Genomic DNA, 25698 nt, shown 5'->3' on the forward strand with positions numbered 1-25698 from the left:
CGCCGCCCTACCGACAAGGAAAGCACCATGCAAGAAGACGACTTCATCCTGCACCGCCTGGCGGACGCCGTGAACCGGCAGGAACGCCTGGTGTGGCGCGGCCGGCACCTGAATACGGTGTTTCTGCTGGAATGCGGCGAGGCCGCGTACCTCATCACGGTGGCGGCGGGCCGCATCCAGGCGGTGCGCCGCGGCCCCTTCGTCATGCCGCGCTGGCAGTTCGCGCTGCGCGCCGCCGCGGCGGACTGGGCGCAGTTCTGGGGCCCCCAGCCGCCGCCCGGCTTTCACGATCTGATGGCTTTGGTGAAATTCCGCCGTCTGCGCGCCGAAGGCGACCTTTATCCCCTGATGTCCAACCTGCTGTACTTCAAGGACGTGCTGGCATGCCCGCGCACCCAAGGAGCATCACTGTGAACGCGCAACAAGCCGTCTTCGAGCCTATCGTCGGCCGCTATCTGCAGCTGCCGCTGGGCGGACGCCTGCACCGGGTGTATGTGGAAGAAGCCGGCAGCGGCACGCCGCTGCTGTGCCTGCACACGGCCGGCGCGGACTCGCGCCAGTATCGCGGGGTGATGAACGACCCGCGCATTCTTGAATCATTCCGGGTCATTGCCTTCGACCTGCCCTGGCATGGCAAGTCGTCGCCGCCCGAAGGCTGGCAGCAAGAGACCTACCAATTGACGTCGCAGGAATACGCGCAGGCGATCATCGCGGTGGCCGATGCCCTGGCGCTGGACCGGCCCCTGGTCATGGGCTGCTCGATTGGCGGCCGCATCGTGCTGCACCTGGCGCTTGCGCACGCGGACCGCTTTGGCGGCGCGATCGGCCTGCAGTCCGGCGCCCATGTGGATCCCTACTATGACCTGGAATGGCTGAACCGGCCCGACGTGCACGGCGGCGAGGTCTGCGCCGGCATCGTATCGGGCCTGGTGGGCCCCGGCAGCCCCGACAAGCACCGTTGGGAAACCCTGTGGCATTACATGCAGGGCGGACCGGGCGTGTTCAAGGGCGACCTGCACTTCTACACGGCCGATGGCGATATCCGGGACCGCGTGGCCGACATCGACACGCGGCGTTGCCCGCTGTGGCTCTTGACCGGGGAGTACGACTACTCGTGCACGCCGCAGGACACCGAGTTCCTGGCTGGACGCATTGCCGGTTCGCACTGGCAGATCATGGACGGCATGGGCCACTTCCCCATGAGCGAAGACCCGGACCGGTTCCTGGACTATCTGCGGCCGGTGCTGGCGCAGGCCGCGCAGGCCCGCCGGGGCAGCTAGCCGCCCGGCGGCGCCGGGCCGCGGATCACTGCGCCGGCGCCGTCAGCGCTTTCAGCAGTTCGTCCACGGGGCGCGCCAGCTGGGCCATGTCGCGCACGCAGACATAGAACTGGCGCTCCGCCCATTCATCGCGCAGCCGCAGCAGCACCAGCCCCATCGCCGACAGATAGTGGCGCGCGATGCCTTCCGGCACCACGCCGATGCCCAGGCCCTCGCGGATCATGCGGCAACGGGTCTCGAAGTTGGACACCTGCAGCTTGACGTTGGGCGGTCGCGACAGCGTCTGCCCCGCGTAAGCCAGGAACTGGTCCAGCGAATGCCGCGGAAAGTAGCCCAGCAGGTCATAGTCCAGCGCTTCTTCCAGGAACAGTTCGGAGCGGTCCGCCAGCGCGTGCCCCACCGGCACCACCAGCCCCACGCGATCGCGCCGGAAGGGAAACGAGGCCACGCCGGGCACGGGATGGTCCGCGTGATAGATGCCGATATCCACCGAGGCTTCGGCCACCATGCGCGGAATGTCGTAGCTGTGGCCCTCAAGCAGATCCACGCTGACGTCGCTGCGCCCGGCAAGGAACCGGCCCATCACGCCAGGCAGGAATTGCAGGATGGTCGACGGATTGGACGCCAGGCGGATCTTCGCCTGCCCGTTGATGGAGTAGCCGTTGATGGCCTGCTCCGTCAGCTGAACGCTGCGCAGGATGGCCTTGGCGCGCTGATACAGCAATGCGCCCGCGGGCGTGGGCTCGACGCCGCGCCCGTGGCGGTGCAGCAGCGTCCGGTCCAGATGGCGCTCCAGTTCGGCCACGCGCTTGCTGGCCGCGGAAGTCACCAGGTTTTCCCGTTCGGCTGCTTTGGACAGGCTCTTTTCCTCGACGGCCGCAACGAAGATCTCCAGGGCCGGGATATCTAGCTTTTTCATACCGGCAATATACCGTGGAGCTGGCCGGCGTCAGCTTGCGTCAACGCAACAGAATCCTTGCCCCGGGTTATCCTCTGCCGCCCGACAAACCCCAACCGATGTGCCCATGAGAAAAGCCTGCGCCCTGCTAGGCGCCCTGTTTCCCGTCCTTGCCCAGGCGGCATACATTCCGACCCCCACGGAGACCGCGGTACTCGAAGCCATCCTGCGCGACGAGGTTCGTGCGTACACGAGCGGTCACGACAGCCTGATAGGCGCATCGCTCGGCCAGTCCGCCGCCACGGCGGACGAGCGTGGCGAGGCTGCTGCCGCCAAGGCGAAGCAGGCGGTGGCCAAACTGAAGTCGGAATTCGCCGATTTCTACCTGGGCAAGCCGACGGCAGTCTCGATATCCACGCTGGCGATCAACGTGTCCATGTATTCGACCCTCTTGCCCCTTGACCATGGCTGCCCCGACGACATGGCCAAGTGCTGGCAGTCCATCCAGGCGGTGGATCGTTCGAGCCAGCGCGACCAGGCCCTGGCAAACACCCTCAAGCGGTTCAGGGAAGCCGGCCTGGACCTGCGCCCGTTCGAGGCCCGCTAACCCTTCGCCAGCTCCCCCGCCAGCGCCAGTGCCCTTTCCAGAAAAACCGAAGCATCATCCTTCCGGTAACTGGCGATCACCGGCGACACGAACCCATCCGCGTCGATCCTCACATGCGCCACGTCCCGCCGCTGCAAACGTTGCACGGACAACGGCACCACCGTCACCCCCAGTCCCGCCGCCACCAGCCCGATCGCGGTCTGCAGCTCATTGGCTTCCTGCACTACTTGCAGCGAATGCCCGGCCGCGCGGAACAATCCCAACACATGATCCGCGAAGTTGGGCCTTGGCCGCGCCGGATACAGGACGAAAGGCTCCTGCGCCAGCCGCTCGACCGACACGCTGCCCAGACCCGCCAGCGGATGGTGCAGCGGGACGGCGGCCATCAAGGGTTCGGTCATCAGCACCCGACGCTCGATCGCCGGATCGTCCAGCAAGATGCGGCCGATACCCAGATCGATACGTCCCGCCTTCAAGGCCTCCAGCTGCGGCAAAGTGGTCATTTCCATCAAGCCCACCTCGACCAGGGGGTCGGCGCTGCGCAACTGGCGGATCAGCTCCGGCACGAATCCATAAAGCGTGGAAGGCACGAAGCCGATGCCAAACCAGCGGCGCTGCGTCTGCCCCAGCCTGCGGGTGCCCTCCAGCACTTCTTCGAGCCTGGCGGTCAGCAGGCGCGATTGCTCCAGCAGAAAGCGCCCCGCCTCGGTCAGGCGCAGCGCCCGGGTGGTCCGCTCGAAAAGCATGACGCCAAGCTCCTCCTCAAGTTGGCGGATCTGGCGGCTGAGCGGCGGCTGGGCAATGTGCAGCCGGGCGGCGGCGCGGGTGAAGCTGCCCTCTTCCGCCACGGCCTGGAAATAGCGCAGGTGCCTGAGTTCCATGATGATTCAGACCTAACAGGTATTAATTGGAACCCATATAGTCTTGGACTCCCAGGGAAAGTGCAAGCGATACTGACAACATCGCTCAATCCCTGGCTGTAAAGTATGAATCCTGTAAGCATTCTCTCGGTCGAAGCCATTCTGGTGGACCTGCCCACCATCCGCGCCCATCAACTGGCCATGGCGGTCATGCAGCGGCAGACGCTGGTGATCGTGCGCCTGAAGTGCAGCGACGGAATCGAAGGGATTGGGGAAGCCACCACCATCGGCGGCCTGTCCTATGGCGAAGAAAGCCCCGAGGGCATCAAGCTGGCCATCGATACCTATCTGGCGCCTGCGCTGGCTGGCTTGGACGCGGCCAATATCCATGCTGCGATGCAGCGCCTGGAAAAGGTGGCGCGCGGTAACCGCTTTGCCAAGTCCGCGCTGGAATCCGCGCTGCTGGACGCGCAGGGCAAGCGGCTGAACGTGTCCGTATCCACGCTGCTGGGCGGCGCGGTGCGCAAGCGCCTGCCCGTGCTGTGGACGCTGGCCAGCGGCGACACCGCCCGCGACATCGAGGAAGCCGAATCGCTGCTGCAAAGCCGGCGCCACAACACCTTCAAGCTGAAGGTGGGGCGCCGCGCGGTGGCCGACGACGTGGCGCATGTGTCGCGCATCAAGCAGGCGCTGGGCGACCGCGCCCGCGTGACGGTGGACGTGAACCAGGCATGGAACGAAGCCGATGCGGCGGGCGCCATCGCCCGGCTGGAAGCCGCCGGCGTGGATCTGATCGAACAACCCATTCCGCGCGCCAACCTGGCCGGCATGGCCCGGCTGGCCGCCCGCTTCGTCGTGCCCATCATGGCGGACGAGGCCCTGAACGGCCCGGAAGACGCGCTGGACATCGCGCGCCAGGGCGCGGCCGATGTGCTGGCGCTGAAGATCGCCAAGTCCGGCGGCATCTACGAAATGCTGCGCACCGCCGCGGTGGGCGACGCGGCCGGCATGTCGCTGTACGGCGGCACGATGCTGGAAGGCTCGGTGGGCTCGATTGCATCGGCGCATGGCTTTGCCTGCCTGCCGCGCCTGTCCTGGGGCACCGAGCTGTTCGGCCCCTTGCTGCTGAAGGACGACATCGTGGCGAACCCGCCGCGCTATGCGGATTTCGAGATGGAAATACCCGATGGCCCCGGTTTGGGGCTGACGCTGGACGAAGACAAGCTGGCCTTCTATCGCCGCAACCACTGAACCCCGGCATTTACCGGCCGCGCCCGCCCTGCAGAGCGCGGTTCACAATAATTCAAGCACCACGGAGACAACCATGCGCATGCGCCATGTATTCAACCCCTTTGCCCGGGCCCTTCTGGCCCTGTCGCTGCTGGGCGGCGCAGCCGCCGCTCACGCGGACGGCTACCCCGACCGCCCGGTCAAATGGATCGTGCCCTTCCCGCCCGGCGGCGCCATGGACAGCATCGCCCGCACGCTGGGCGAGTCCATGGGCAAGCAGCTCAACACGTCCTTCATCGTGGAAAACCGCGCAGGCGCGGGCGGCAATATCGGCGCGGCCACCGTGGCGCGCGCCAAGCCTGACGGCTACACCATCCTGATCGTGGCCAACGGCATGGCGGTCAACCCCGCGCTGTACCAGGACCTGAACTTCGACCCCGTCAAGGACTTCGCGCCGGTTTCGCTGCTGGCCGTGGTGCCCAATGTGCTGGTCACCAATCCGGCCCGCACCGGCGCCACCAGCGTGCAGGACGTGATCGCCAAGGCGAAGGCCCAGCCCAACCACTACACCTACGCCTCGGCCGGCGTGGGCACCTCGATTCACCTGGCGGGCGAGCTCTTTGTCTCCATGACCGGCGTCGACATGCTGCACGTGCCCTACAAGGGCAGCGGCCCCGCCGTCGCCGACCTGCTGGGCGGCCAGGTGGACTACATGTTCGACAGCATCACGTCGGCCAAGCCGCACATCGCCACCGGCAAGCTGCGCGCGCTGGGGGTCACCACCAGCAAGCGTTCGGCCGCCCTGCCCGACGTGCCGACCATGCAGGAAGCCGGCGTGCCGGGCTATGAGCTGATGCCCTGGTTCGCCGCCTTCGCTCCCGCCGGCACGCCGCCGGAAGTGGTGGCCAAGCTGAACGAAGCCATGCGCAATGCGCTTGCCGAACCCAAGGTCAAGGCGACCCTGGATTCCATCGGCGCGGAATCGATCGGCAGCACGCCGGACGCCTTGCGCGACCATCTGGCCAAGGAAACCGCGCAGTGGAAGGAACTGGTCAAGGAACGCGGCATCAAGATCAACTGACCCCGGATCCGAAAAGGCCATTGGAATGAGGTATCGTCTGCAGCAGGCAGTCCTCGCGAAGGTACCTCAATCATGGCTTTGAAACATGCGGATCCCGGACAAGTCATCGACCTCTCTCCCTACGGGAGCCGGCTCGCGACGGCGCAGTCGATTGCGCTCTTCAAATCGGAAGACCTGGAGGTCATGCGGCTGGTGCTGATGGCCGGCAAGACGATGCCCTCTCATCATGTCGCCGGAGAAATCACGATCCAGTGCATCGAGGGCAGCGTGGAAGTTTCCGCCGAGAACGCCACGCATCTCTTGCAGCCCGGACATCTGCTGTACCTGTCGGGCCGCTCTCCTCATGCGCTGCTTGCAATTGAGGACACGTCCATCCTGGTCACCGTCGCGCTCAAGCGCGCAGCAGCGACGGAGCCCTCCCGAGGGTAAGGCGGCTCCGGGCAGTCGGGACAGCTTGCGCGCGCCGCGCTGTCGAGGACATACTGGGCGGCCCGCGGCCTGGGTCGACCCGTTGTCCTGCCTGCCGCCATTCCCATCCGCTTCCCGCGGACGCCTACGCCAGCGCTCCCTCTCATGCCTGCCTTGCCGTTACGTCCACCGTCAAACGCGGCATCGTCCGCGAGTCTGGCTTGCGCGCTGCTGGCGGCCGCCTGGAGCGGCCCGGCCGTGGCCGCCGGGCCCGACCCGCAGGCCCAGGCCTGGGCGGCTTCCTGTATCACCTGTCATGCGCCGGCGGCACGGCACGGCGCGGCCATCCCGCCACTGGAAGGACTCTCCCCCGACTGGATCGCCACGCGCATGCGGACGCTGGCGGGCACCACGACCGAGGTGGGCGTCATGGCGCAGATCGCGCGGGGCTACAGCGACGACGAGATAGTCCGCATCGCCCGGTGGTTCGCCTCCCGGCCCAAGGCGGAGGCGCCATGAAGCGGCGCAGCTTCCTGCTGGCGGCCGCGGCCGGCGGCGCGCTGGCCGCCGCGCCGGCCGCGCGCGCCGCCAGGCCGCATGTGGTGGTGGTGGGAGCCGGCTACGGCGGCGCCACCGCGGCGCGCTACCTGCGGCTGCTGGGCGCGGGCGCCGTCGATGTCACGCTGGTCGACGACAACCCGGCTTTCGTCTCCTGTCCGCTCTCCAACCTGGTGCTGGGCGGCAGCAGGTCCATGGCCGATATCACCCTGGCGCGCGACGGCTTGCTGCGCCACGGAGTGCGCCTGGTGCACGAGCGCGCGCAGGCCGTCGACGCGTCCTCGCGGCAAGTCCGGCTGGCCGGCGGCCAGCGGCTGTCCTATGACCGGCTGATCCTGTCGCCCGGTGTGGACATGCAATGGCAGCGCATGCAGGGCATGGACGCGCCAGGCGCGCGCGACCTCGTTCTGCACGCATGGAAAGCCGGCGCGCAGACGGCGGCCTTGCGCCGCCAGCTGGAGGCGATGCCGGACGGGGGCACCTACGTGCTGACCATTCCGCTGGCGCCTTACCGCTGCCCACCGGCGCCGTACGAACGCGCCTGCCAGGTGGCCTGGTACTTCAAGCGGCACAAACCGCGCTCCAAGGTGCTGGTCTTCGACGCCAACGCGGACATCACTTCCAAGGCGGCGCTGTTCCGCCAGGCCTGGGAGCGGTCCTACGCGGGCGTCATCGAATACACCCCGCAGTTCGAGGCGGTGGCCGTGGATGCCGCCGATCGCAGCGTGCAGTTCGAGCTGGGCGAAACCGTGCGCGCGAACGTGTTGAACGTGGTGCCGCCGATGCGCGCCGCAGCCATCGCCGCGGACGCCGGTCTGGCCACGGCCAACGGCGACTGGTGCGAGGTGGATTTCCTGACATTCGAATCGCTGGCCGTGCCGGGCATCCATGTGCTGGGCGATGCGATCCAGATCGCGCCGGCCATGCCCAAGTCCGGCCACATGGCCAACCAGCATGGCAAGACCTGCGCCGCGGCCGTGGTCGCCTTGCTCACTGGCGGCGAGGTCAACCCGCGGCCGCTGTATGCCAACACCTGCTACAGCTACACCTCCGACAGCGAGGTGATGCACGTGGCCAGCGTGCACCGCTACGACGCCACGGCGAAGACCATGATGCCGGTGGCCGGGGCCGGCGGATTGTCGGCCGAACCCAACGCTAGGGAAACTCCTTATGCCCAGGCGTGGGCCCAGGCAATCTGGGGCGACATGCTGGGTTGACCCTCCCGCCAAGCCGTGTGGCCGCAGCCTGGTGTTGCGGCGCAGCGTGCCAACCGACTTCTTTATGTGTGAAGATAATTTGCATATAACCAAAAAAAATAAAGAAGCCGGGTAACACCCACGGAGGAGCAAGGTGGATCGAGAGACAAAGATGGGGCGCCTCCGCAAGGCGCCCGAGAATTTTGTTTCCGCCGATTTGGCGCAGGACATTGCCCGCAATGGCCTGGATGACGCGCGGCGAGGCTTTTTGCGGCGCAGTTTCCAGACCGCCGGGGCCGCGCTTGCCGCGGGCTGGGCCGGCAATGCGCTGGCCGCAGGCGGCGGCGACGAGATGATCCTGACGCCGCGGCCCTGGTCGACGTCGCTGGGCCAGCCGGTGGCCGCGCGGCCCTACGGCGTGCCGTCGCGCTACGAAGCCAATCTGCAGCGGCGCCAGTCGCCGGGCCTGACGCGGGTGCCGGCCTCCTCGGTCGCCTTCGCGCCCTTGCAGGGCCTGTTCGGCATCATCACGCCCAACGGCCTGCACTTCGAGCGCCACCATCAGGGCTGGGTCGATATCGACCCCTCTCAGCACCGCTTCATGATCAACGGCCTGGTGGCGCAGCCCAAGGTCTACACCATGGACGACCTGATGCGCCTGCCGTCCGTGTCGCGCATCCATTTCATCGAATGCGGCGCCAACACCGGCCCGGAATGGGGCAATGCGGCGGTGCCGACGGTGCAGTACACGCACGGCATGCTGTCCTGTTGCGAGTTCACCGGCGTGCCGCTTTCGGTGCTGCTGGAAGACTGCGGCGCCGACCTCAAGCGCGGCAAGTATGTGCTGGCCGAAGGCGCCGATGGCTCCAGCATGACGCGCACCATCTCGATGGAAGCGGCGCTGGATGACGTCATCGTGGCGTGGGGCATGAACGGCGAGATGCTGCGGCCTGAAAACGGCTACCCGCTGCGCCTGGTGGTGCCGGGCGTCCAGGGAGTGTCGTGGGTGAAGTGGCTGCGCCGCATCGAAGTCGGCGACCAGCCCTGGAATGCCAAGGACGAGACCATACACTACGTCGACCTGGTCCCCGGCGGCCAGCACCGCCAGTACACCTCGATCCAGGAGTGCAAGTCGGTCATCACCACGCCGTCCGGCGGACAGGTGCTGCTGGACCAGGGCTTCTGCAACATCTCCGGGCTGGCCTGGTCGGGCCGCGGCAAGGTCACCCAGGTGGACGTGTCCACCGACGGCGGACGCAACTGGCGTACGGCGCGACTCGAAGGGCCGGTGCTGACCAAATGCCTGACGCGCTTCAACATGGATTGGGTCTGGGACGGTTCCCCCGTGATCCTGCAAAGCCGCGCGCAGGACGAGACCGGCTACGTCCAGCCGCGTTCCGGCCAGTTGCGTGAAGTGCGCGGCACGCGCTCCATCTATCACAACAACGCCATTCAATCGTGGCGGGTGGCCGAGAGCGGAGAGGTGAGCAATGTCCACGTCGAATAGCCTGCGCGCCGCATTGGCCTGTATGGGCCTGGGGCTGGCCTTGCTGGCCCCGGGCGCCGACGCAGCCGACAAATTCCCCGGCGTGGGCCGCGGCGCCACGCCGGCCGAGGTGGCAGCCTGGGATATCGACGTGCGGCCGGATTTCAAGGGCCTGCCCGCCGGCAGCGGCACGGTGCTGCGCGGCAGCGATATCTGGGAGGGCAAGTGCGCCTCCTGTCATGGCAGCTTCGGCGAAAGCAACGAGGTCTTCACGCCCCTGGCGGGCGGCACCAGCGCCGACGACATCCGCAGCGGCCGCGTAGCCGCGCTGGCCGGCAATTCCCAGCCGCAGCGCACCACGCTGATGAAGGTCAGCACGGTCTCCACGCTGTGGGACTACATCCATCGCGCCATGCCCTGGGACAACCCCAAAAGCCTGTCCCCGGACGAGGTATACGCCGTCACGGCTTACCTGCTGAACCTGGGCGAGATCGTGCCCGAGGACTTCGAGCTCTCGGACAGGAACATTGCCGAGGTGCAGGCGCGCATGCCCAATCGCAACGGCATGACGCGCGACCACGGGATGTGGCTGGCCTCGGACAAGCCCGACACGCAGAACACCGCCTGCATGAGCAATTGCGTCGAGACCGTCAAAGTATCGTCGGAGCTTCCGCCGTACGCGCGCAATGCCCACGGCGACATCGCCGCGCAGAACCGGCTGATCGGCCCGGTGCGCGGCGCCAATACGCTGGCGCCTCCCCTGGCGGGCGCGGCCGGCGGTAACGCCGACGCCGTGCGCCGCCACGCCAGCCAGACCATCGTCCCCGCTGCGAGCATGCCCGCCCCGGCGCCTGCCGCCGCGGCCACGGCGCCGTCCGCTTCCGGCCCGGCACCAGCCGCCAGCGGCGCCGACCTGGCGGGTGCGCGCCTGGCCACGTCCGGCGCCTGCGTGGCCTGCCATGCGGCCGATCGCAAGATGATCGGCCCCAGCTACCGCGACGTGGCGGCCAAGTACGACGGCAAGTCCGATGCGCATGCACTGCTGGCCCAGAAGATCCGCAAGGGCGGCGGCGGCGTCTGGGGCGCCATGCCGATGCCGCCGAACCCGGGCGTCAGCGACGACGACCTGAAACGCATCGTGGACTGGATTCTGGCTGGCGCACCCGCGCCGGGTTGACACCTTAGGGAGAGAGAGGAGACGGCTATGACACAACAACACATCGATCGACAGCGGCGCCGCATGGTCGGCCTGGGCACCGTGCTCAGTCTTGCCGTGGCGGCGGGCATCCTGCGGCCCAGCCAGGCCTGGGCGGTGCAGGCCGACTGGAACAAGCAGGCCTTCGACGCCAAGAGCATGCAGGATGTGATCAAGGCGCTGGGCGGAGGCGATGCCGCGCCCAGCGACCAGATCACGCTGGTGGCGCCCGATATCGCCGAGAACGGCGCGGTGGTGCCGGTGGGGGCCGTCAGCAAGCTGCCCGACACCGAGCAGATCTCCATCCTGGTCGCCAAGAACCCGAACGCCCTGGCCGCCAGCTTCACCCTGCCCGCCGGCACCGAGCCCGAAGTGGCGACGCGCGTGAAGATGAGCCAGACCTCCGACGTGTACGCCCTGGTCAAGGCCAACGGCAAGTACTACACGGCCCACAAGGAAATCAAGGTGACCCTGGGCGGCTGCGGCGGCTGAGCCGCGCACCGGCTACGAGCAATCAAGGAGACAGCACATGGAAGCAAGGCCAATGCGGATCCGCGCCGCGGAGAAGGACGGCGTGGTCGAGGTGAAGGTCCTGATGAGCCACATCATGGAAACCGGGCAGCGCAAGGACGCCGAAGGCAAGGTGGTGCCGGCGCATTTCATCCAGGACGTCACCGTGAAGAACGGCGACAAAGTGGTGCTTGCGGCGCAATGGGGACCTGCGGTCTCGCGCGACCCGTTCCTGTCCTTCAAGTTCAAGGGCGGCGCCAAGGGCGACAAGGTCAGCGTCACCTGGAAGGACAGCGAAGGCGCGACCCGCACTGATGTCACCACGGTGACCTAGCGTTTCGGATGTGTGGGTGAAGGCGGACTAACAATAAGCGCCCGCCGGCCGACGCGGCCGGCAGGGCAACCGCGTGAGGAGACATACATGGATAGGAAACGCATGGTTGCCACATGCGCGCTGGCCGGCTTCGCGCTGGCCGGAGCGCGGCTGGCGGCGGCCGCCACCGCGGCCGAGCAGGACACCGCGCAGGGCATCGCGCAATACCGCGAGATGCTGGCCGACGGCAATCCGGCCGAGCTCATCGAGATGGCGGGCGAGGACCTGTGGAAGGAAAGCCGGGGGCCCAGGAACGCCTCGCTGGAAAAGTGCGACCTGGGCCTGGGCGCCGGCGTGGTCAAGGGGGCATATGCCCAGCTGCCGCGCTACTTCGATGATGCCGGACGCGTCATGGACCTGGAAAGCCGCCTGGTGTATTGCATGGCGCAGCTGCAGGGCCTGGATCCCGCCGAGGTCACGAAGAAACCGTTCTCGGGGGACGGCCAGTATTCCACCGGCATCGAGTCGCTGGTGGCCTACGTCGCCGGCCTGTCGCGCGGCATGCAGATTGCGGTGCCACAGTCCCACCCGAAGGAACAGGCGGCTTACGCGCGCGGCCGGGACATTTTCTACTACCGGGGCGGTCCGTATGACTTCTCCTGTGCGTCCTGCCATACCGGGGACAACAAGCGGATCCGGCTGCAGGACCTGCCCAACCTGACCAAGCAGGAACCGGCGCGCGCCGCCTTCGCCAGCTGGCCGGCCTACCGCGTGTCGCAGGGCGCGCTGCGGTCGATGCAATGGCGCCTGCAGGATTGCTTCCGCCAGCAGCGCATGCCGCTGCTGAAGTACGGCTCGGACGCATCGGTCGACCTGACGGTGTTCCTGGGTGTCAATGCGAACGGCGGCCAGATGATGGCCCCGGCCATCAAGCGGTAAAGGGGGAATCATGCGCAAGATACGCACGACCTGGCCCGGCCTGGCGGCCTTGGGCCTGCTCCTGGCGGCCAACGCCGGGGCCCAGCAGCCGGCGCCGAAGGCAACCGCCGATCACCAGGCCCTGGTGGCCGAACTGAAGGACTCCTTCGTCGAGCGCGGGCTGGCCAAGCTGGACCGGATCGACCAGTCGCCGATGCAGCGCGCCTGTTCGATCGCCGAGGCAGGCGGCGAGATGCCCGCCGAGACCGCCATGAAGATCACGCAGGACGCCGCCGCCAACGTCAAGCCGCCCGCCGACGGCAACTACATCGGCGACTGGCGGCAGGGAGAAAAGGTGGCGCAGAACGGCCGCGGCCTGCAGTTCTCGGACACGGCCAAGACGGTCAACGGCGGCAACTGCTACGCCTGCCACCAGATGAGCAAGGCCGAGATCTCCTACGGCAACATCGGGCCTTCGCTCTACCAGTACGGCAAGCTGCGCGGCGCCAGCAAGGAAATGGTGGCCTACACCTGGAACAAGATCTACGACTCGCACACCACCATGCCGTGTTCCAACATGCCGCGCTTCGGCGCGGCCGGCATCCTGACCGAGCAGCAGCTCAAGGACGTCATGGCGCTGCTGCTGGACCCGCAATCCGCGGTCAATGACGACCAGGCCAAGCCTTGACACCAGCCACACGCGGAGGACGCATGAACGCAGTTTCCAGATTTGGCCGGCTGCTGCTGGCCGCGGGCATGCTGGCCACGGCGGCGGCGGCCCACGCCCAGGCGCCGCCCAAGGTGGGAGACAGGCTGGTGATGCCGGAAGTGCTGCTGCTGGACGGCACCCGGCTGTCGGCGGCCGATTTCGCCGGCAAGCCGCTGGTGATCGAGTACTGGGCTTCCTGGTGCCCGTATTGCGCGCGCCAGAATCCGCACCTGCAGAAGCTCACGGAGGCGGCCCGGGACAAAGGCCTGCGCATTCTGACGGTCAGCATCGACAAGGACGAGCAGGCCGCGCGCGACTACATCGCCAAGCATGGCTATACCTTCGGTGTAGCCATGGACAGCGAGGCCTTGCGCGCGGTGTTCGGCAAGCGACGCGTCGTTCCCGAAGTGTTCGTGCTGGACGCCAGCGGCAAGCTGGTCGAGGACATACCTGGCGAGATGTTCGAGGAAGACATGCTCGAACTGCTGCGTCACGCTCCGCCGCGCTCCTGAGCGCGTCCTTTCCTCTTACACGGTTGGACCGATGATCAATCGACGCGAGTTTCTTCAGATGCTGGCGGCGGCCTCCGCCGCCGGCATGAGCCTGTCGCACAGCCCGCGCGCGGCGGCCCAGGCGGCGCAGGCCTTCTATGACGCGCCCGCCTTCGGCAATGTGCATTTCCTGCATTTCACCGATTGCCACGCGCAACTGCTGCCGATCCACTATCGCGAACCCAGCGTCAACCTGGGCTTCGGGCCGGCCGCGGGCCGCGCGCCGCACCTCGTGGGCGAGCACCTGCTGCGCGCCTATGACATCGCGCCCGGCACGGCACAGGCCCACGCCTTTACCTGCCTGGACTACGCCCAGGCCGCGGCACAGTACGGGAAGGTCGGCGGTTTTGCCCACCTGGCCACGCTGATCAAGCGGCTGAAGGCCGCGCGGCCGGGTGCGCTGCTGCTGGACGGCGGCGACACCTGGCAGGGTTCCGGCACCGCGCTCTGGACGCGCGGGCAGGACATGGTGGACGCCTGCCTGCTGCTGGGCGTGGACATGATGACGGCGCATTGGGAGTTCACGCTGGGCGCCGAGCGCGTGCAGGAAGTGCTGGAGAAGGACCTGAAAGGAAAGGTCGACTTCCTGGCGCAGAACGTCGAGACCAACGACTTCGGCGATGCGGTGTTCGCCCCCTACTCGCTGCGCGAGATGAACGGCGTGTCATTGGCCGTGATCGGCCAGGCCTTTCCCTATACGCCCATCGCGAACCCGCGCCACATGGTGCCGGACTGGACCTTCGGCATCCAGGAGCAGCGGCTGCAGGAGACCATCGACGAGGTACGCGCCAAGGGCGCCCAGGCGGTCGTGCTGCTGTCGCACAACGGCATGGACGTGGACCTGAAGCTGGCTTCGCGCGTGCGCGGACTGGACGCGATCCTGGGCGGACACACCCATGATGGCGTGCCCGCGCCAGTGGCGGTGTCGAACGCCGGGGGCAAGACACTGGTCACCAACGCCGGCAGCAACGGCAAGTTCCTGGGGGTGCTGGACTTCGATGTGAGGGACGGCAAGGTCGCCGACTTCCGCTACACGCTGATGCCGGTTTTCGCCCAGTACCTGCCGGCAGATCCCGCCATGCAGGCGCTGGTGGAACGCATCCGCGCGCCCTATGCCGCGCAGCTGGCGCAACCCTTGGCCACCACCGAGGAAACCCTGTATCGGCGCGGCAATTTCAACGGCACCTTCGATCAGGTGATCCTGGACGCGCTGATGCAGGTCAAGGGGGCAGAGATTGCCTTTTCGCCGGGATTCCGCTGGGGCACCAGCCTGCTGCCGGGCCAGGCCATCACCATGGAGCACGTCCTGAACCAGACCGCCATCACCTATCCCCACACCACCGTCACGCAGATGAGCGGCGCCACCTTGAAAACCATCCTGGAAGACGTGGCCGACAATCTGTTCAATCCGGATCCGTATTACCAGCAAGGCGGCGACATGGTGCGCGTGGGCGGCTTGCAGTATTCGATCGATCCCGCCGCCGGCGCGGGCGCGCGGATCGGCGACATGCGCCTGGGCGATGCGCCGATCCAGGCGGACAAGCAGTACAAGGTGGCGGGCTGGGCGCCGGTGGCCGAAGGCGCCAGCGGCGAGCCGGTATGGGACGTGGTGGCGGCGTACCTGCGCGACCGCAAGACGATTTCGCAGGTCAGCCCCAACCAGCCCGTGGTCAAGGGCGCGGCCGGAAATCAGGGCTTGATGTAGGAATAGCCTTCCTGTTGCAGACGGGTGATGCGGACCACGCCGGAAGGCGTGAAGTCCGCTTCCATCACGAACGCGTCCTTGGGCAGGTTGCGGTTCTTCAGTGTGATCTCGCAGACTTCGAAGGCCACGCCGCGCGCGGCCAGCGCGGAGATCAGCGGGCCGACCTGGACCGCGTCCTTGTAGTCCGTCATCAGGAAGTCGACGCCGTCGGCGTGGGCCACCAGCTTGATGGACGTATCCGGCGCGGTGTCCAGCTGGTTGCGCATGTTGCGCAGCGCGGACAAGGCCTGCGAGGCCGAATCGCTGACGTGGTAGACGACCTTGTCGGCGGCCTGCGCGCCGACGGCCGCACCCATCAATGCCACGCCCAACACCAATGCCAGCAGCTTCTTGAACATACTTGCCTCCCTTGGGGGTGCCAGGCGGCGACGGAGCCGCGACGCATGGCCATGATATCAGCGCATGCGGCTGGTGAGCAGCGCGGCGCATGCATCCGCCAAGTCATCGAAATGATGCAGGAGAATGTCGGGCGCGCGTTCGGCCGCCACGGCTTCGATCAGATGGGCGGCGTCGGGCCTGGCCGCCGTGACGGCGTCGATCACTCCCGGAAAAGGCTGGTCATGATGCGGGGTTCCTCTTCAGGCCGGGGAATTCAGTCGGGGCATTGTGCGCCATAACGCCAATGAGCCGCTTCAGACCGGTCCTGGATACGGGCGCTGCGCGCAATCATCCGTCCGTCGATCTGGTCACAGCTTCCCATGCATCCAGTTCCGCGCTCAGTGACGACAGCTTTTCTCGGACCAAACCTAGCGCATCGCTTCCCAGCAGCAGATGCGAAGGCGGCTCGTCGCTTTCGATAATGGACAACATCGCGCGTGCAGCCTTCGCGGGATTCCCAAGCTGCCTGCCGCTTTTCTCTTCCCGTCCCTTTCTGATCGGGTCGAACAGGGAATCGTAGTCCGGGATCGAACGCGGCGTTCTAACCATCGAACGGCCGGCCCACTGGGTGCGAAAAGATCCGGGCGCGACCGCGGTCACGCGGATTCCGAACGGCCTGACCTCTTTGCCCAGGGCCTCGGAAATGCCTTCCAATGCAAATTTGCTGCCGCAGTAGTAGGCGATTCCCGGCATGGTGATAAAGCCGCCCATCGACGTGATGTTGAGAATATGTCCACGCCGCCGCTGGCGCATGTACGGCAACACACTCTTCATGACGGCCACGGCGCCGAACACGTTCACATCGAATTGCCTACGCATTTCAGCAAGCGGCGATTCTTCCACGACGCCCTCGTGACCATAGCCGGCGTTGTTCACCAGCACGTCCAGGGGCCCCACGTTTGCCTCAATTTCGCTGATGACGTTTTCGAGCGAGTCGAAGTCGGTCACGTCCAGCACCCGGCCAAATGCGCTTGCGGGGTTGAGCGATTCAAAGCTCTGTCTTGCCTGCTCGCTTCGTACCGTGCCGACGACCCGATACCCCGCGGCGAGCGCTTCTTCGGCCAAGGCGCGTCCGAAGCCGCTACTGACGCCGGTGATGAGCATGGTTTTGGCTGATTGCATTGCAAACACTCCTGCGTTGGTTTTGAGAGTTGCAGGTTATTCTGGCAAACACTGGAAAATCAGACCTGATTCTTGGTTTTTATTGCCTATTCATATGATTAAAGAGAATCACAAGGATGACAGCGACCACGACATCCCCGCAGGAGGCGCACGTGAACGGCGCCGGATGGTGGCCTTGCTGACCGCATTGGCTCCGCAGGAGGGCTACAACCTGACTGGATTGCGCGATGTACGTGTCCTGCGCTCGGACCGGGCGTTGGCTCGGACGCCGGTGCTATACGATCCAGGCATCGTGATCGTCTGCCAGGGTAGAAAGCGGGGATTCTTGGGCGACCGGGTCTATGTGTATGACGAGCAGCACTATCTCGCTGTCGCGGTGCCGGTCCCCTTCACGATGGAGACCGACGCGACGCCCGAGTGCCCATTGCTGGCCCTGTACCTGCACCTGGACTTTCAACTGGCGGCCGAGCTCATGATCCAGATGGACCGTCATGGATTGCCGCCGGCGGCTGACGTGCCGGAGCCCATGATGTCCAGCCCGATGGATGCGGCGATGCGAGCGTCCGTGCTGCGCTTCCTGGAAGCCATGAACCGGCCGCTAGAGGCGGCTGTCCTGGGCCCGGGGCTGATGCGCGAATTGTATTTCCGCGTTCTTGCCGGAGGGCAAGGCAACGTAATGCGTGCGGCGCTGGCGATGCAGGGGCAATTCGGAAAGATTGGGAAAGCGCTGGAGCGCATCCATGCGACCTATGCCGAGCAGCTCGACCTTCCCGGCCTTGCAAGACAGGCCGGCATGAGCGTGCCCACGTTCCACAGCCACTTCAAGGCCATTACGAGCACGTCGCCAATGCAGTACGTGAAATCCACCCGGCTGCATCAGGCTCGCTTGCTGATGGTACGCCAAGGCATGACAGCCGAGGCCGCATGCCATGCCGTGGGCTATGCCAGCGCTTCTCAATTCAATCGGGAATTCAAGCGGCTCTTTGGCCGGACACCCGCCGCGGAGACGAAGCGCCTGCGCGAGAGCTTCGCGCTGCCTCCAGCCTTTCCCGATTCGAGATTCGTCTCGTCTCATTGAGGACGGCGTCGCCCCGATGGCGCACCTCGCTTTGAAATGAGAGTTGTTATCATTTAAGATACGCGCTTTCGACAGCCTCTTGCCGCCAGTGTCCCTCCCCCATCAACCGAGTAGCTGGCTCGCCAAGTACGCCCTGATGTTGCGCGACTGGGCGCGCCGCAGCGAGCATCCGCAAGAGGCGGAAGATGCACTGCAGGACGCGGCACTGGGCATGCTGAAGCGGCAAGGCGCCGCGCTTGCCGACCCTTGCGCCTACCTTTATCAATCCAGCCGCAACAACCTGGCTAGCGGCCTGCGCAGACTTGGCCAGCGAGCGGGCGTACCGCTGCATGACCTGGCCGAGCTTGAACATCCCTCTTCGGCCGACGCCAGCATCGAGCTGGAAGGCATCCAACTGGCCCATTCGATCGACGCCGCGTTGCGCGAGTTGCCGGAAAAGTGCCGTCAGGCCTATGTCTGGCATCGCCTGGATGGCCTGACCCAAGTCGAGGTGGCCGCCCGGATGGGGGTATCTCTCAATACCGTCGAACGCTATATCATGCGTGCCATGCGCCACTTGCGCGACGCGCTGAAAATCGACGCCGGCTGACCCGGCCCCGCCCATGAACGCTCCTCTGGACCCCCGCCAATACTCCGATCCGCGCGACGCCGCGGCCGCGTGGTTCGCCCGCGCGCGGTCCGGACGCATGAACGACGCCGACCGCCAGGACTTCGACGCCTGGCTAGGGGCAAACCCGGCCCATCGCAAGGAATATGCGCTGCTGGAACACGTCTGGGAAAGCACGGGCCAGGCGGGACACGAGCGCTTGCGCGCCTTGGCCGGCGTGCCGCCCGCGGCGCCCGGAGCCCCGACGAGCCGCAACCGGAGAGCAGCGCTGGGCTGGACGCTGGCGGGTGCGGGCGCGCTGGGCGTTGCAGGCCTTGCCGTGGTCGTGTTCCAGCAAGGCCCCGCCAGCTTCGAGCGGTCGCTCGCCACCGCGCACGGCCAGCGCCAGACCGTGCTCCTGCCGGACCAGTCTGCGATCGACCTGAATACCGACAGCCGCGCCGTGGTGCGCTATTACGCGAACCGGCGCGAGGTCCACCTCGAGGCGGGCGAAGCCAGTTTCTCAGTGTCGGCCGATCCGTCCCGGCCCTTCGTGGTGCGCGCCGGGCGCGCGGCCGTGCGCGTGACCGGCACGCGTTTCAATGTCCGCAGATGGGATGACGCCACCGAAGTCGCGGTCAGCGCCGGAACGGTCGAAGTCCGCGGCCGGGGCTGGGCCTCGTGGCGCCGCGAAAGAGTGGGGCCGGGCCAGGGCCTGCTGGCCACCCGCGATGGCATGACGCCGGCTGCGGCCGTGGACGTGGCGGCCGCCACGGCCTGGCGCGAAGGCCGCATCGTTTTGAACAACACGCCATTGCCGCAAGCCGTGGCCGAACTTAACCGCTATGCGCCCTTCACCATACGATTGGACGGCGCGCGCCTGGCGCAGGTGAGGGTCTCGGGCACGTTGAACGTGGACTCTCCGGCCACCCTGCTGGAACTGCTGCCGCGCATCGCGCCGGTGCGGGTGCAGGCGGAGGGGCCGGGCCGCTATGTGCTGATCCCCGCACCGTAGTTACACTTAGTTTCAATACTTCCGCGCAAAAGCTTCAGGGATTCAGGTCGTTCCGCACTCGTTATCCATGAGTGCCGGCTTGCAGCCGCAAGCCGCAGCAAACCCGTTGGAACTACCTCTCATGACCCTCCGGCCTTACCGCAACCGCCGCCAGCACGCGAGCGCGCGCATTCTGCTGGGACGCCTGTCCTTCGCCCTGCTTTCCATGACGACCCTGCCCGCAGCCGCGCTGGCTGCCGAGACCGCCATGGTCATCAATTCGGCCCGCCAGCCGCTGCACGAGGCGCTGGTGGAAATCGGCCGCCAGATGTCGATAGAACTCCTGTACGACCCCGCGCTTGTCGCCGGCAAGACCGCGCCGCCCGTGGCCGGCCGGCTGACGCCGCAGCAGGCGCTGGACCGGCTGCTGGCCGGCAGCGGCCTGATCGCGGTCATAGAGAACGGCAAGGCCGTGATCGAGCGCGAACCCGACAACCTGGACGCCGCCACGCTGTCGGCCATCACCGTAACCGCCCGCCGCGCCGAAGACGGCACCACCGAAGGCACAGGCTCCTACACCAGCCGCGTCACCAGCACCGCGTCCAAGACCGACCTGGCCTTCCGCGAAGTGCCGCAGTCCGTGTCCGTGGTGACTCGCCAGCAGATCGACGACCAGCGCCTCACCAGCGTCAGCGATGCCATGGCGCACGCGGCAGGCATCACGGTGCAGCGCGCCAACTACAACTCGTTCAATTTCTACTCCCGCGGTTTCCAGATCACGAGCATGCAGATCGATGGCGGCGCGCCGCTGGCGCTGGGCGCGTACACCTACGACGCGGGCCAGGACCTGGCGTTCTACGATCGCGTCGAAATCATGCGCGGCGCGTCGGGCTTGCTGGGCGGCATGGGTGATCCGGGCGGCATCGTCAACCTGGTGCGCAAGAAGCCGCTGGCCGAGACCCAATTTATCGTCGAAGCCTCGGCCGGCAGCTGGGACAACTACCGCAGCATGATCGACGCCACGGGACCGCTGGGATTCGACGGCCGCTTGCGTGGCCGCGCCGTGGCCGTGTACGAAAACAGCGATTCTTTCCTGGATGACCGGGGTACGGAATCGCCCCAGGTGTACGGCGTGCTGGAAGCGGATCTCACGCGCGACACGCTGCTGACGCTGGGCGGCAGCTACTCCAAGAACCGCGAACGCGGCAACGGCGATGGCCTGCCCCGCTACTCGGACGGCCGGGACCTGGGCCTGTCGCGTTCGACCTCGTTGACCCAGCCGTGGGCGCAGGCGTCGACCGAGACCAGGCAGCTTTTCGCGCAGCTCGACCAGCGCTTCTCCGAACGCTGGCGCCTCAAGCTCAACTACACGCATGAGCGCAGCGACACGCGTTCGACCACCGCTTTTGCCTACGGCGCGATCAATCCGCTGGACGGCTCGGGCGCCACCTGGGGCGGCGGCCGGTACGTCATGGACAACAGCCAGAACCTGTTCGACGCCAACCTCAGTGGCGGCTTCGACCTGTTCGGACAGAGCCACGAGATCCTGCTGGGCGCGGACTATCAGCGCGTGGAAGGCACGTGGAATACCGGCAAACCGGTGGACAACTGGCTGGTGCCGGTCAACGTGTTCGACCGCAACGCCTGGAACCCCGACATGGACGTACCGCTGACCACCCGCTACGAACCTTGGGGCCAGGAGCAGAAAGGCATGTACGGCGTGCTGCGCTTCAATCCGACCTCGCGCCTGCACCTGGTGGCCGGCGCGCGCGTGAGCCGCTACAAGTTCTTCCAGACCGTTTCGACCCGGAAGGACGCCGGCTCCAGCTGGGCGGTCAGCTCGCGCACGGACTATGAGGAGCCCACGAAGACCACGCCCTACGGCGGCGTCATCTACGATCTGAACGACGCCTGGTCCGTCTATGCCAGCTATTCCACCATCCACAAGCCACAAGGCTTGCTGAAGTCCGGGCCGGCGCCAGGCACCTCGCTGCCCGCCATCCGGGGCAAGAGCTATGAAGCCGGCCTCAAGGGCGAACTGATGGACGGCCGCCTGAACGCCACGCTCAGCCTGTTCAACGTCGAACGCACCGGCACCGGCGTGATCGACCGGCGCTATCCGGAATCCTATGACGTCTGGGCCGGCAGTTGCTGCTACCAGGCGCAGGGCAAGGTCGTGAGCCGCGGCGTGGACCTGGAAATCGGCGGCGAAGTCATGCCGGGCTGGGAGCTCGCCCTGGGCTACACCTTCAACAATTCCACGGACAAAAGCGAAGACACGGTCTTCAGCTCGATCACGCCGCGCCACCTGTTCAAGCTCTCCACCGCCTACACCCTGCCAGGCTCGCTGTCGCGGTGGCGCGTCGGCGGCAATGCCGTCGTGCAGAGTTCCACCTTCGTCTCCGGGTCTGTCTACTCAGCCAACGGCGACGCCACTCCCTACAAGTTCGCCCAGCCGGGTTACGCCGTCATTGGCCTGATGGCGCAGTATCGCTTCGCGCCCAACTGGACCGTCGCGCTCAATGCCAACAACATTTTCGACAAGGTCTACTACGAGCGCGTGGGCGGAGCGGACGGCGGCAACTGGTATGGCGCGCCGCGCAACTGGATGCTGACGGTGCGCGGCACCTATTGAACTTGAGCCATCCGGGCGGGAATCCCGGTCCCCGCCCGGTCTTACCTGCCCGTGCCGATCAGGTCCAGCAGCCCATCCGACAAGGTGCCGCGCCAGACCAGGTAATCGTGGCCGCCCGCAACCTCGCGGTGCGTTACCCGATAGCCCTTGGCGAGCAGCACGTCCCGCAGGTGGCGGTTGGTCTCAAGAATGCCCGGCTGGCCGCCACGTCCGGATTCGAACAGGCCGGCCCCCAGGAAGAAGCGCACCGGCAATTTGCGCACCGCGACGAACTGCCGCGTCAGCCACTGGTCCTCTTCGCCCGACGGAGCCCACCAATAAGAGCCCGACTGGCTGAGCACGTTGCCGAACACCTCCGGATGACGAAGCGCGGCATAGGCCGACGCCAGCCCGCCATAGCTGGAACCCCCGATGACCGTGCGCGCCGCGGGCGCGACTATGCCTTGCTTGCGCGCCCACGGCATCAGCTCTTTCGCCAGGAAGTCGGCAAAGTCCGGATTGGGCGGCAATTCCTGGCCTCGGGAGTCCGCGGTGGGATTGTCGATGAGCAGTGCCGCGGTCGGGGGAATGACGCCCGCGGCGATCATGTTGTCGAGAATGGTCGGGGTGGGCACCCGGCCCAGATAGGCGCCAGCATCGAACAGCACCAGCACATGGTTGTCCGCGCCATCCGGCCGCCAGCCCGCAGGACGGTACAGGTGGATCTTGCGCGTATTGCGCAGGCGGTCGCTGCGCAATTCCAGCGTCTCCACCGTGCCCGCCGGCACGCCCGCGCGCGGTTCGACCCAGGGCTGCGGCGGCGCATCCGCCAGCTCCAGCATGGAATAGGTCTGGAAAGCATCGACGCCCGGCTCAGGATAGGCCTTGGGATTATGCGGATCGGCTTGCGCCGTGGCCAGGATCGCGCGCCGCCGCGCCATGCCTGAACCCGGCAGCTCCGGCACATCGGGCGCCAGGCGATACGACAGACGCGTCGATCTGGGCACGACGAAGCTGACATGCCAGACGTCGGAATCGCCCAGCCGGGCCAGTTGCGCGTGGTCCGAGGACGGCCCGCCAAACAGGCGCACATTGCGTTCGGCGCCGCGCCACAGGAACGTGACGCGGTCGCGCGTGGCATCCACGGCTTCAACCAGCGGCGTGCCCTGCCGGGCCACCTCGTCCCAGAAGGGGCCGGTCGTGCCGCCTTGCGCCAGCGTCGCCGCCAGCGCGGCCAGGCGCGGACTGTCGATCGCCGACGCGGGCGCGCGCTGCGCCGACAAGGGCAAGCGTTCGGTCACAGCCCAACGGTAGGCGCCCTGCCCCTGCGCCCGCACCGTATAGACGCCTTCGGCCGGCGCCACGAACATGAGCGCGCCCGCCGGTTTCTCGATGTCGCTCAACCGGCGCACGTGACGACCCGCGCTGTCCAGCAGATCCAGGGTCACGCCGCTGTCCGCGGCCCACGTCCCCGCCAGGAACTCTCCCTTTTGCAGTGGAATCCGTTCATCCGCAGGGGCCCGCGGCGTCACCGCGCCCTGCCCGGACTGTGCCGCCGCCATGCCCGGCGCCATGCCGGCCAGCGCCACGGCCAGCGCCGTCGACGTCACGCGATCCCGCCACCCCAAACCGTTCTGTTTACGCATACGCATCCGTTTCATCACCCGCGGTAGTACCGTTTCATGTTGCAGCAACCGGCCCAGGGCGGGCCGTCGCCATCCGCTATCCGTCCTGGGGCGCAAGCCGCTTGGGGGCCCACGCACTATCGAGCGCGCCTCGTCCGATCCGGCGCGCGCTGGCCCTTGCCATCCAGACAAATCCCAAGGCCGACGCCAGCGCCGTCGCATCCACGCCCAGCGTCGCGGCCGACGTGTGCGCCCACAGCCCGGACCCCGGAAACAGGCCGCCCACCAGGGATGTCGCCGGAATGGCCAACGTCAGTGCCGCGGCCACCCACAGCAGATGCACCCCGGCTGCCGCGCCGCCGCGCAGGAAGGCCCAGGCCACGCAAGCGAAAAACGCCAGGTAGTAAAGCCCCTGTAGCCAGGCGTTCAGATCAGCGACGCGCCCGTTCAGCCATTTGGAGGCGACCATCATCAACGAAATGCCGCACACGCACCCAAGGCAGACGCCGACAGTCGCCGACGCCATCAGCCGCGTGTCCAGCCGCTGTACCGGAATGGCCCCGGTCTGCCGGTCGGCGCGCTTGCGGCGCGTCTCGATCCAGAGCAGGTTGCCGCTATAGAACAGCCAGGCGCCCGCCAGCCCAAGGAGAAAATAGAGCCACTGCACCGCCACGCCCCCAAAAGACGCCATGTGCAGCGCGAAGAAGCTGCTGATCCAGAGATTGGGTGCGCTCTGCCCGCCGGGCAGGTAGTCGCTATTGATGATCTTTCCTGAGTAGGGATCGATCGCCACGAAGCCGCCTCGCGCCCTCGGCGACACCGCGCTGTCGTCCTTGCCCCATACGCGCACCACGGCGCGCGGACCGGTGACTTGCTGGTATTGCAGCACGCTGGGCTCGAAACCCGGCGCCAGGCTGCGCGCCTTGGCCACCAGGTCCCGCGGCGCCAGCATGGCGGCCGGGTCGCGGGCGGCTGCGTCCGCCCCGCCCCCGGCGGGCCGTTGGAAGACCGATTCCAGTTTGCCCTGGTACATCAACCTGTCCTGCAGGTCATAGATGCCATCGTGAAACGCGAACACGACCGAGCTGAGCGCCATGATGATATGAAATGGCAGGGACACGATTCCCACCACGTTGTGCGCGTCCAGCCACATGCGTTTCAGGTTCTTGCCTGTCCGCAAGGCGAAGAAGTCCTTGACCAGCGACGGCAGCAGCACGATGACCCCGGATACCAGAGCGACCGCGTACAGCGATGCGATGACGCCCATGACCCAGCGGTTGGGATCGCTGTCGACCGGCAGGCCCACCACGCGATGCAGCACGTCTATGAACGACGTCAGCCCGCTGGGCGTGGATTGCTCCACCCTGAGCTCGCCGCCCGGATCGACGTAGGCGACGTAGTGCCGCAGCGACGATTCGTCATGCTCGTCGGCTTGCGGGTCGCGGACTTCCCAGCCCATGCGGGCGGGAACATGCTCGGCCGCCTGCAGATGGATGTTGAATCCCTTGGCCACCTCCGGCCGCGCCGCCAGGGTCCTGGAGATCAGGTCCGGCGCCTCGTCCAGGGGTACGTGCAAGACCGTCGATTGCGGCGTCGCCCATCGGGCCAGCGGCTCCTTGAACACGGTCAAGGCACCCGCATAGAAGGCAATGAAGAGCGCCATGCCCGTCAGGATGCCCGTCCAGGTATGGACCGATTTGTAGATGCGTATGTAGTCGGCTCTCATGCTCGCGACC

At 66.8% G+C, this 25698-nt stretch carries 27 protein-coding genes; 20 read left to right on the forward strand and 7 right to left on the reverse strand.

Going from position 1 to position 25698, the window contains the following annotated elements; all coding sequences use genetic code 11:
- The first annotated feature begins 27 nt into the window (after positions 1–27).
- Both HLG70_RS08775 and HLG70_RS08780 read left to right on the forward strand, forming a co-directional pair.
- Entirely contained in the window at positions 28–414 is a 387-nt protein-coding gene (locus HLG70_RS08775; RefSeq protein ID WP_171662147.1) for a hypothetical protein, read from the forward strand.
- Positions 411–1280, forward strand: coding sequence for an alpha/beta fold hydrolase (locus HLG70_RS08780; RefSeq protein ID WP_213697168.1), 870 nt, complete (start codon positions 411–413; stop codon positions 1278–1280). Before HLG70_RS08775 ends, HLG70_RS08780 begins: the two co-directional genes overlap by 4 nt.
- Positions 1281–1305: 25 nt before the next feature.
- Here HLG70_RS08780 and HLG70_RS08785 read toward each other — a convergent pair whose 3' ends face one another.
- On the reverse strand, positions 1306–2199 hold the full coding sequence (locus HLG70_RS08785) for a LysR family transcriptional regulator (RefSeq protein ID WP_171662145.1): 894 nt from the start codon (positions 2197–2199) through the stop codon (positions 1306–1308).
- Positions 2200–2305: 106 nt separating this feature from the next.
- Between HLG70_RS08785 and HLG70_RS08790 the strand changes: the two genes are divergently transcribed.
- Complete coding sequence (locus HLG70_RS08790) at positions 2306–2785, forward strand: hypothetical protein (RefSeq protein WP_171662144.1); 480 nt, start codon at positions 2306–2308, stop codon at positions 2783–2785.
- Here HLG70_RS08790 and HLG70_RS08795 read toward each other — a convergent pair.
- The gene (locus tag HLG70_RS08795; RefSeq protein ID WP_171662143.1) at positions 2782–3666 is read right to left on the reverse strand and encodes a LysR family transcriptional regulator; all 885 of its coding nucleotides are present in this window, start codon (positions 3664–3666) and stop codon (positions 2782–2784) included. The genes HLG70_RS08790 and HLG70_RS08795 overlap by 4 nt on opposite strands.
- A gap of 105 nt (positions 3667–3771) precedes the next feature.
- Here HLG70_RS08795 and HLG70_RS08800 point away from each other — a divergent pair, with 105 nt between their 5' ends.
- The 13 genes from HLG70_RS08800 to soxB all read left to right on the forward strand — a co-directional run bounded on the left by HLG70_RS08800 (position 3772) and on the right by soxB (position 15505).
- Positions 3772–4896, forward strand: coding sequence for a muconate/chloromuconate family cycloisomerase (locus HLG70_RS08800; protein ID WP_171662142.1), 1125 nt, complete (start codon positions 3772–3774; stop codon positions 4894–4896).
- A gap of 73 nt (positions 4897–4969) precedes the next feature.
- Positions 4970–5956, forward strand: a complete 987-nt coding sequence (locus HLG70_RS08805) for a tripartite tricarboxylate transporter substrate binding protein (RefSeq protein ID WP_171662141.1) — start codon at positions 4970–4972, stop codon at positions 5954–5956.
- A 72-nt stretch (positions 5957–6028) separates the two neighbouring features.
- Positions 6029–6385, forward strand: a complete 357-nt coding sequence (locus tag HLG70_RS08810; RefSeq protein ID WP_171662140.1) for a cupin domain-containing protein — start codon at positions 6029–6031, stop codon at positions 6383–6385.
- A gap of 144 nt (positions 6386–6529) precedes the next feature.
- Positions 6530–6883 carry a c-type cytochrome gene (locus HLG70_RS08815; RefSeq protein ID WP_171662139.1) on the forward strand — a complete coding sequence of 118 codons (354 nt, stop codon included), beginning with the start codon at positions 6530–6532 and terminating at the stop codon, positions 6881–6883.
- Entirely contained in the window at positions 6880–8139 is a 1260-nt protein-coding gene (locus HLG70_RS08820) for an NAD(P)/FAD-dependent oxidoreductase (RefSeq protein WP_171662138.1), read from the forward strand. The genes HLG70_RS08815 and HLG70_RS08820 overlap by 4 nt, the downstream gene beginning before the upstream one ends.
- Positions 8140–8290: 151 nt before the next feature.
- A complete protein-coding gene (gene soxC, locus HLG70_RS08825) occupies positions 8291–9625 on the forward strand; it encodes a sulfite dehydrogenase (protein WP_171662137.1) in 1335 nt (444 codons plus the stop codon).
- Positions 9609–10781: a c-type cytochrome gene (locus HLG70_RS08830; protein WP_419144763.1), complete on the forward strand. Its 1173-nt coding sequence runs from the start codon at positions 9609–9611 to the stop codon at positions 10779–10781. The genes soxC and HLG70_RS08830 overlap by 17 nt, the downstream gene beginning before the upstream one ends.
- A 42-nt stretch (positions 10782–10823) precedes the next feature.
- Positions 10824–11291 (forward strand): thiosulfate oxidation carrier protein SoxY, encoded by a 468-nt coding sequence (soxY, locus tag HLG70_RS08835; protein WP_171662621.1) that lies wholly within the window; start codon positions 10824–10826, stop codon positions 11289–11291.
- 37 nt (positions 11292–11328) lie between these two features.
- Positions 11329–11643 (forward strand): thiosulfate oxidation carrier complex protein SoxZ, encoded by a 315-nt coding sequence (gene soxZ, locus HLG70_RS08840; RefSeq protein ID WP_171662136.1) that lies wholly within the window; start codon positions 11329–11331, stop codon positions 11641–11643.
- Positions 11644–11730: 87 nt separating this feature from the next.
- Entirely contained in the window at positions 11731–12561 is an 831-nt protein-coding gene (gene soxA / locus HLG70_RS08845; protein ID WP_171662135.1) for a sulfur oxidation c-type cytochrome SoxA, read from the forward strand.
- Between the two features lie 10 nt (positions 12562–12571).
- Entirely contained in the window at positions 12572–13228 is a 657-nt protein-coding gene (gene soxX / locus HLG70_RS08850) for a sulfur oxidation c-type cytochrome SoxX (protein ID WP_171662134.1), read from the forward strand.
- Between the two features lie 23 nt (positions 13229–13251).
- The gene (locus tag HLG70_RS08855) at positions 13252–13761 is read left to right on the forward strand and encodes a TlpA family protein disulfide reductase (RefSeq protein ID WP_171662133.1); all 510 of its coding nucleotides are present in this window, start codon (positions 13252–13254) and stop codon (positions 13759–13761) included.
- A gap of 34 nt (positions 13762–13795) precedes the next feature.
- The gene (gene soxB / locus HLG70_RS08860; protein ID WP_171662620.1) at positions 13796–15505 is read left to right on the forward strand and encodes a thiosulfohydrolase SoxB; all 1710 of its coding nucleotides are present in this window, start codon (positions 13796–13798) and stop codon (positions 15503–15505) included.
- Here the strand turns inward: soxB and HLG70_RS08865 are convergent.
- The 3 genes from HLG70_RS08865 to HLG70_RS08875 all read right to left on the reverse strand — a co-directional run bounded on the left by HLG70_RS08865 (position 15490) and on the right by HLG70_RS08875 (position 17065).
- Complete coding sequence (locus HLG70_RS08865) at positions 15490–15903, reverse strand: DsrE family protein (RefSeq protein WP_171662132.1); 414 nt, start codon at positions 15901–15903, stop codon at positions 15490–15492. The genes soxB and HLG70_RS08865 overlap by 16 nt on opposite strands.
- Before the next feature lie 57 nt (positions 15904–15960).
- The gene (locus HLG70_RS08870) at positions 15961–16107 is read right to left on the reverse strand and encodes a hypothetical protein (protein WP_171662131.1); all 147 of its coding nucleotides are present in this window, start codon (positions 16105–16107) and stop codon (positions 15961–15963) included.
- 124 nt (positions 16108–16231) lie between these two features.
- Positions 16232–17065, reverse strand: coding sequence for an oxidoreductase (locus tag HLG70_RS08875; RefSeq protein WP_171662130.1), 834 nt, complete (start codon positions 17063–17065; stop codon positions 16232–16234).
- A 166-nt stretch (positions 17066–17231) separates the two neighbouring features.
- Here HLG70_RS08875 and HLG70_RS08880 point away from each other — a divergent pair, with 166 nt between their 5' ends.
- The 4 genes from HLG70_RS08880 to HLG70_RS08895 all read left to right on the forward strand — a co-directional run bounded on the left by HLG70_RS08880 (position 17232) and on the right by HLG70_RS08895 (position 22358).
- The gene (locus tag HLG70_RS08880; protein WP_171662619.1) at positions 17232–18143 is read left to right on the forward strand and encodes an AraC family transcriptional regulator; all 912 of its coding nucleotides are present in this window, start codon (positions 17232–17234) and stop codon (positions 18141–18143) included.
- A gap of 136 nt (positions 18144–18279) precedes the next feature.
- Complete coding sequence (locus HLG70_RS08885) at positions 18280–18732, forward strand: RNA polymerase sigma factor (RefSeq protein WP_171662129.1); 453 nt, start codon at positions 18280–18282, stop codon at positions 18730–18732.
- Between the two features lie 13 nt (positions 18733–18745).
- Positions 18746–19744 (forward strand): FecR family protein, encoded by a 999-nt coding sequence (locus HLG70_RS08890; protein ID WP_171662128.1) that lies wholly within the window; start codon positions 18746–18748, stop codon positions 19742–19744.
- Between the two features lie 121 nt (positions 19745–19865).
- On the forward strand, positions 19866–22358 hold the full coding sequence (locus tag HLG70_RS08895; protein ID WP_171662127.1) for a TonB-dependent siderophore receptor: 2493 nt from the start codon (positions 19866–19868) through the stop codon (positions 22356–22358).
- 41 nt (positions 22359–22399) lie between these two features.
- Here HLG70_RS08895 and fes read toward each other — a convergent pair whose 3' ends face one another.
- Together fes and HLG70_RS08905 are read right to left on the reverse strand one after the other, a co-directional pair.
- A complete protein-coding gene (fes, locus tag HLG70_RS08900) occupies positions 22400–23983 on the reverse strand; it encodes an enterochelin esterase (RefSeq protein WP_234103021.1) in 1584 nt (527 codons plus the stop codon).
- Positions 23984–24059: 76 nt separating this feature from the next.
- Positions 24060–25688, reverse strand: a complete 1629-nt coding sequence (locus HLG70_RS08905) for a PepSY-associated TM helix domain-containing protein (RefSeq protein ID WP_171662126.1) — start codon at positions 25686–25688, stop codon at positions 24060–24062.
- Positions 25689–25698: the final 10 nt, after the last annotated feature.

This window comes from Achromobacter deleyi (assembly GCF_013116765.2).
GTDB classification, from domain to species: domain Bacteria; phylum Pseudomonadota; class Gammaproteobacteria; order Burkholderiales; family Burkholderiaceae_B; genus Achromobacter; species Achromobacter deleyi_A.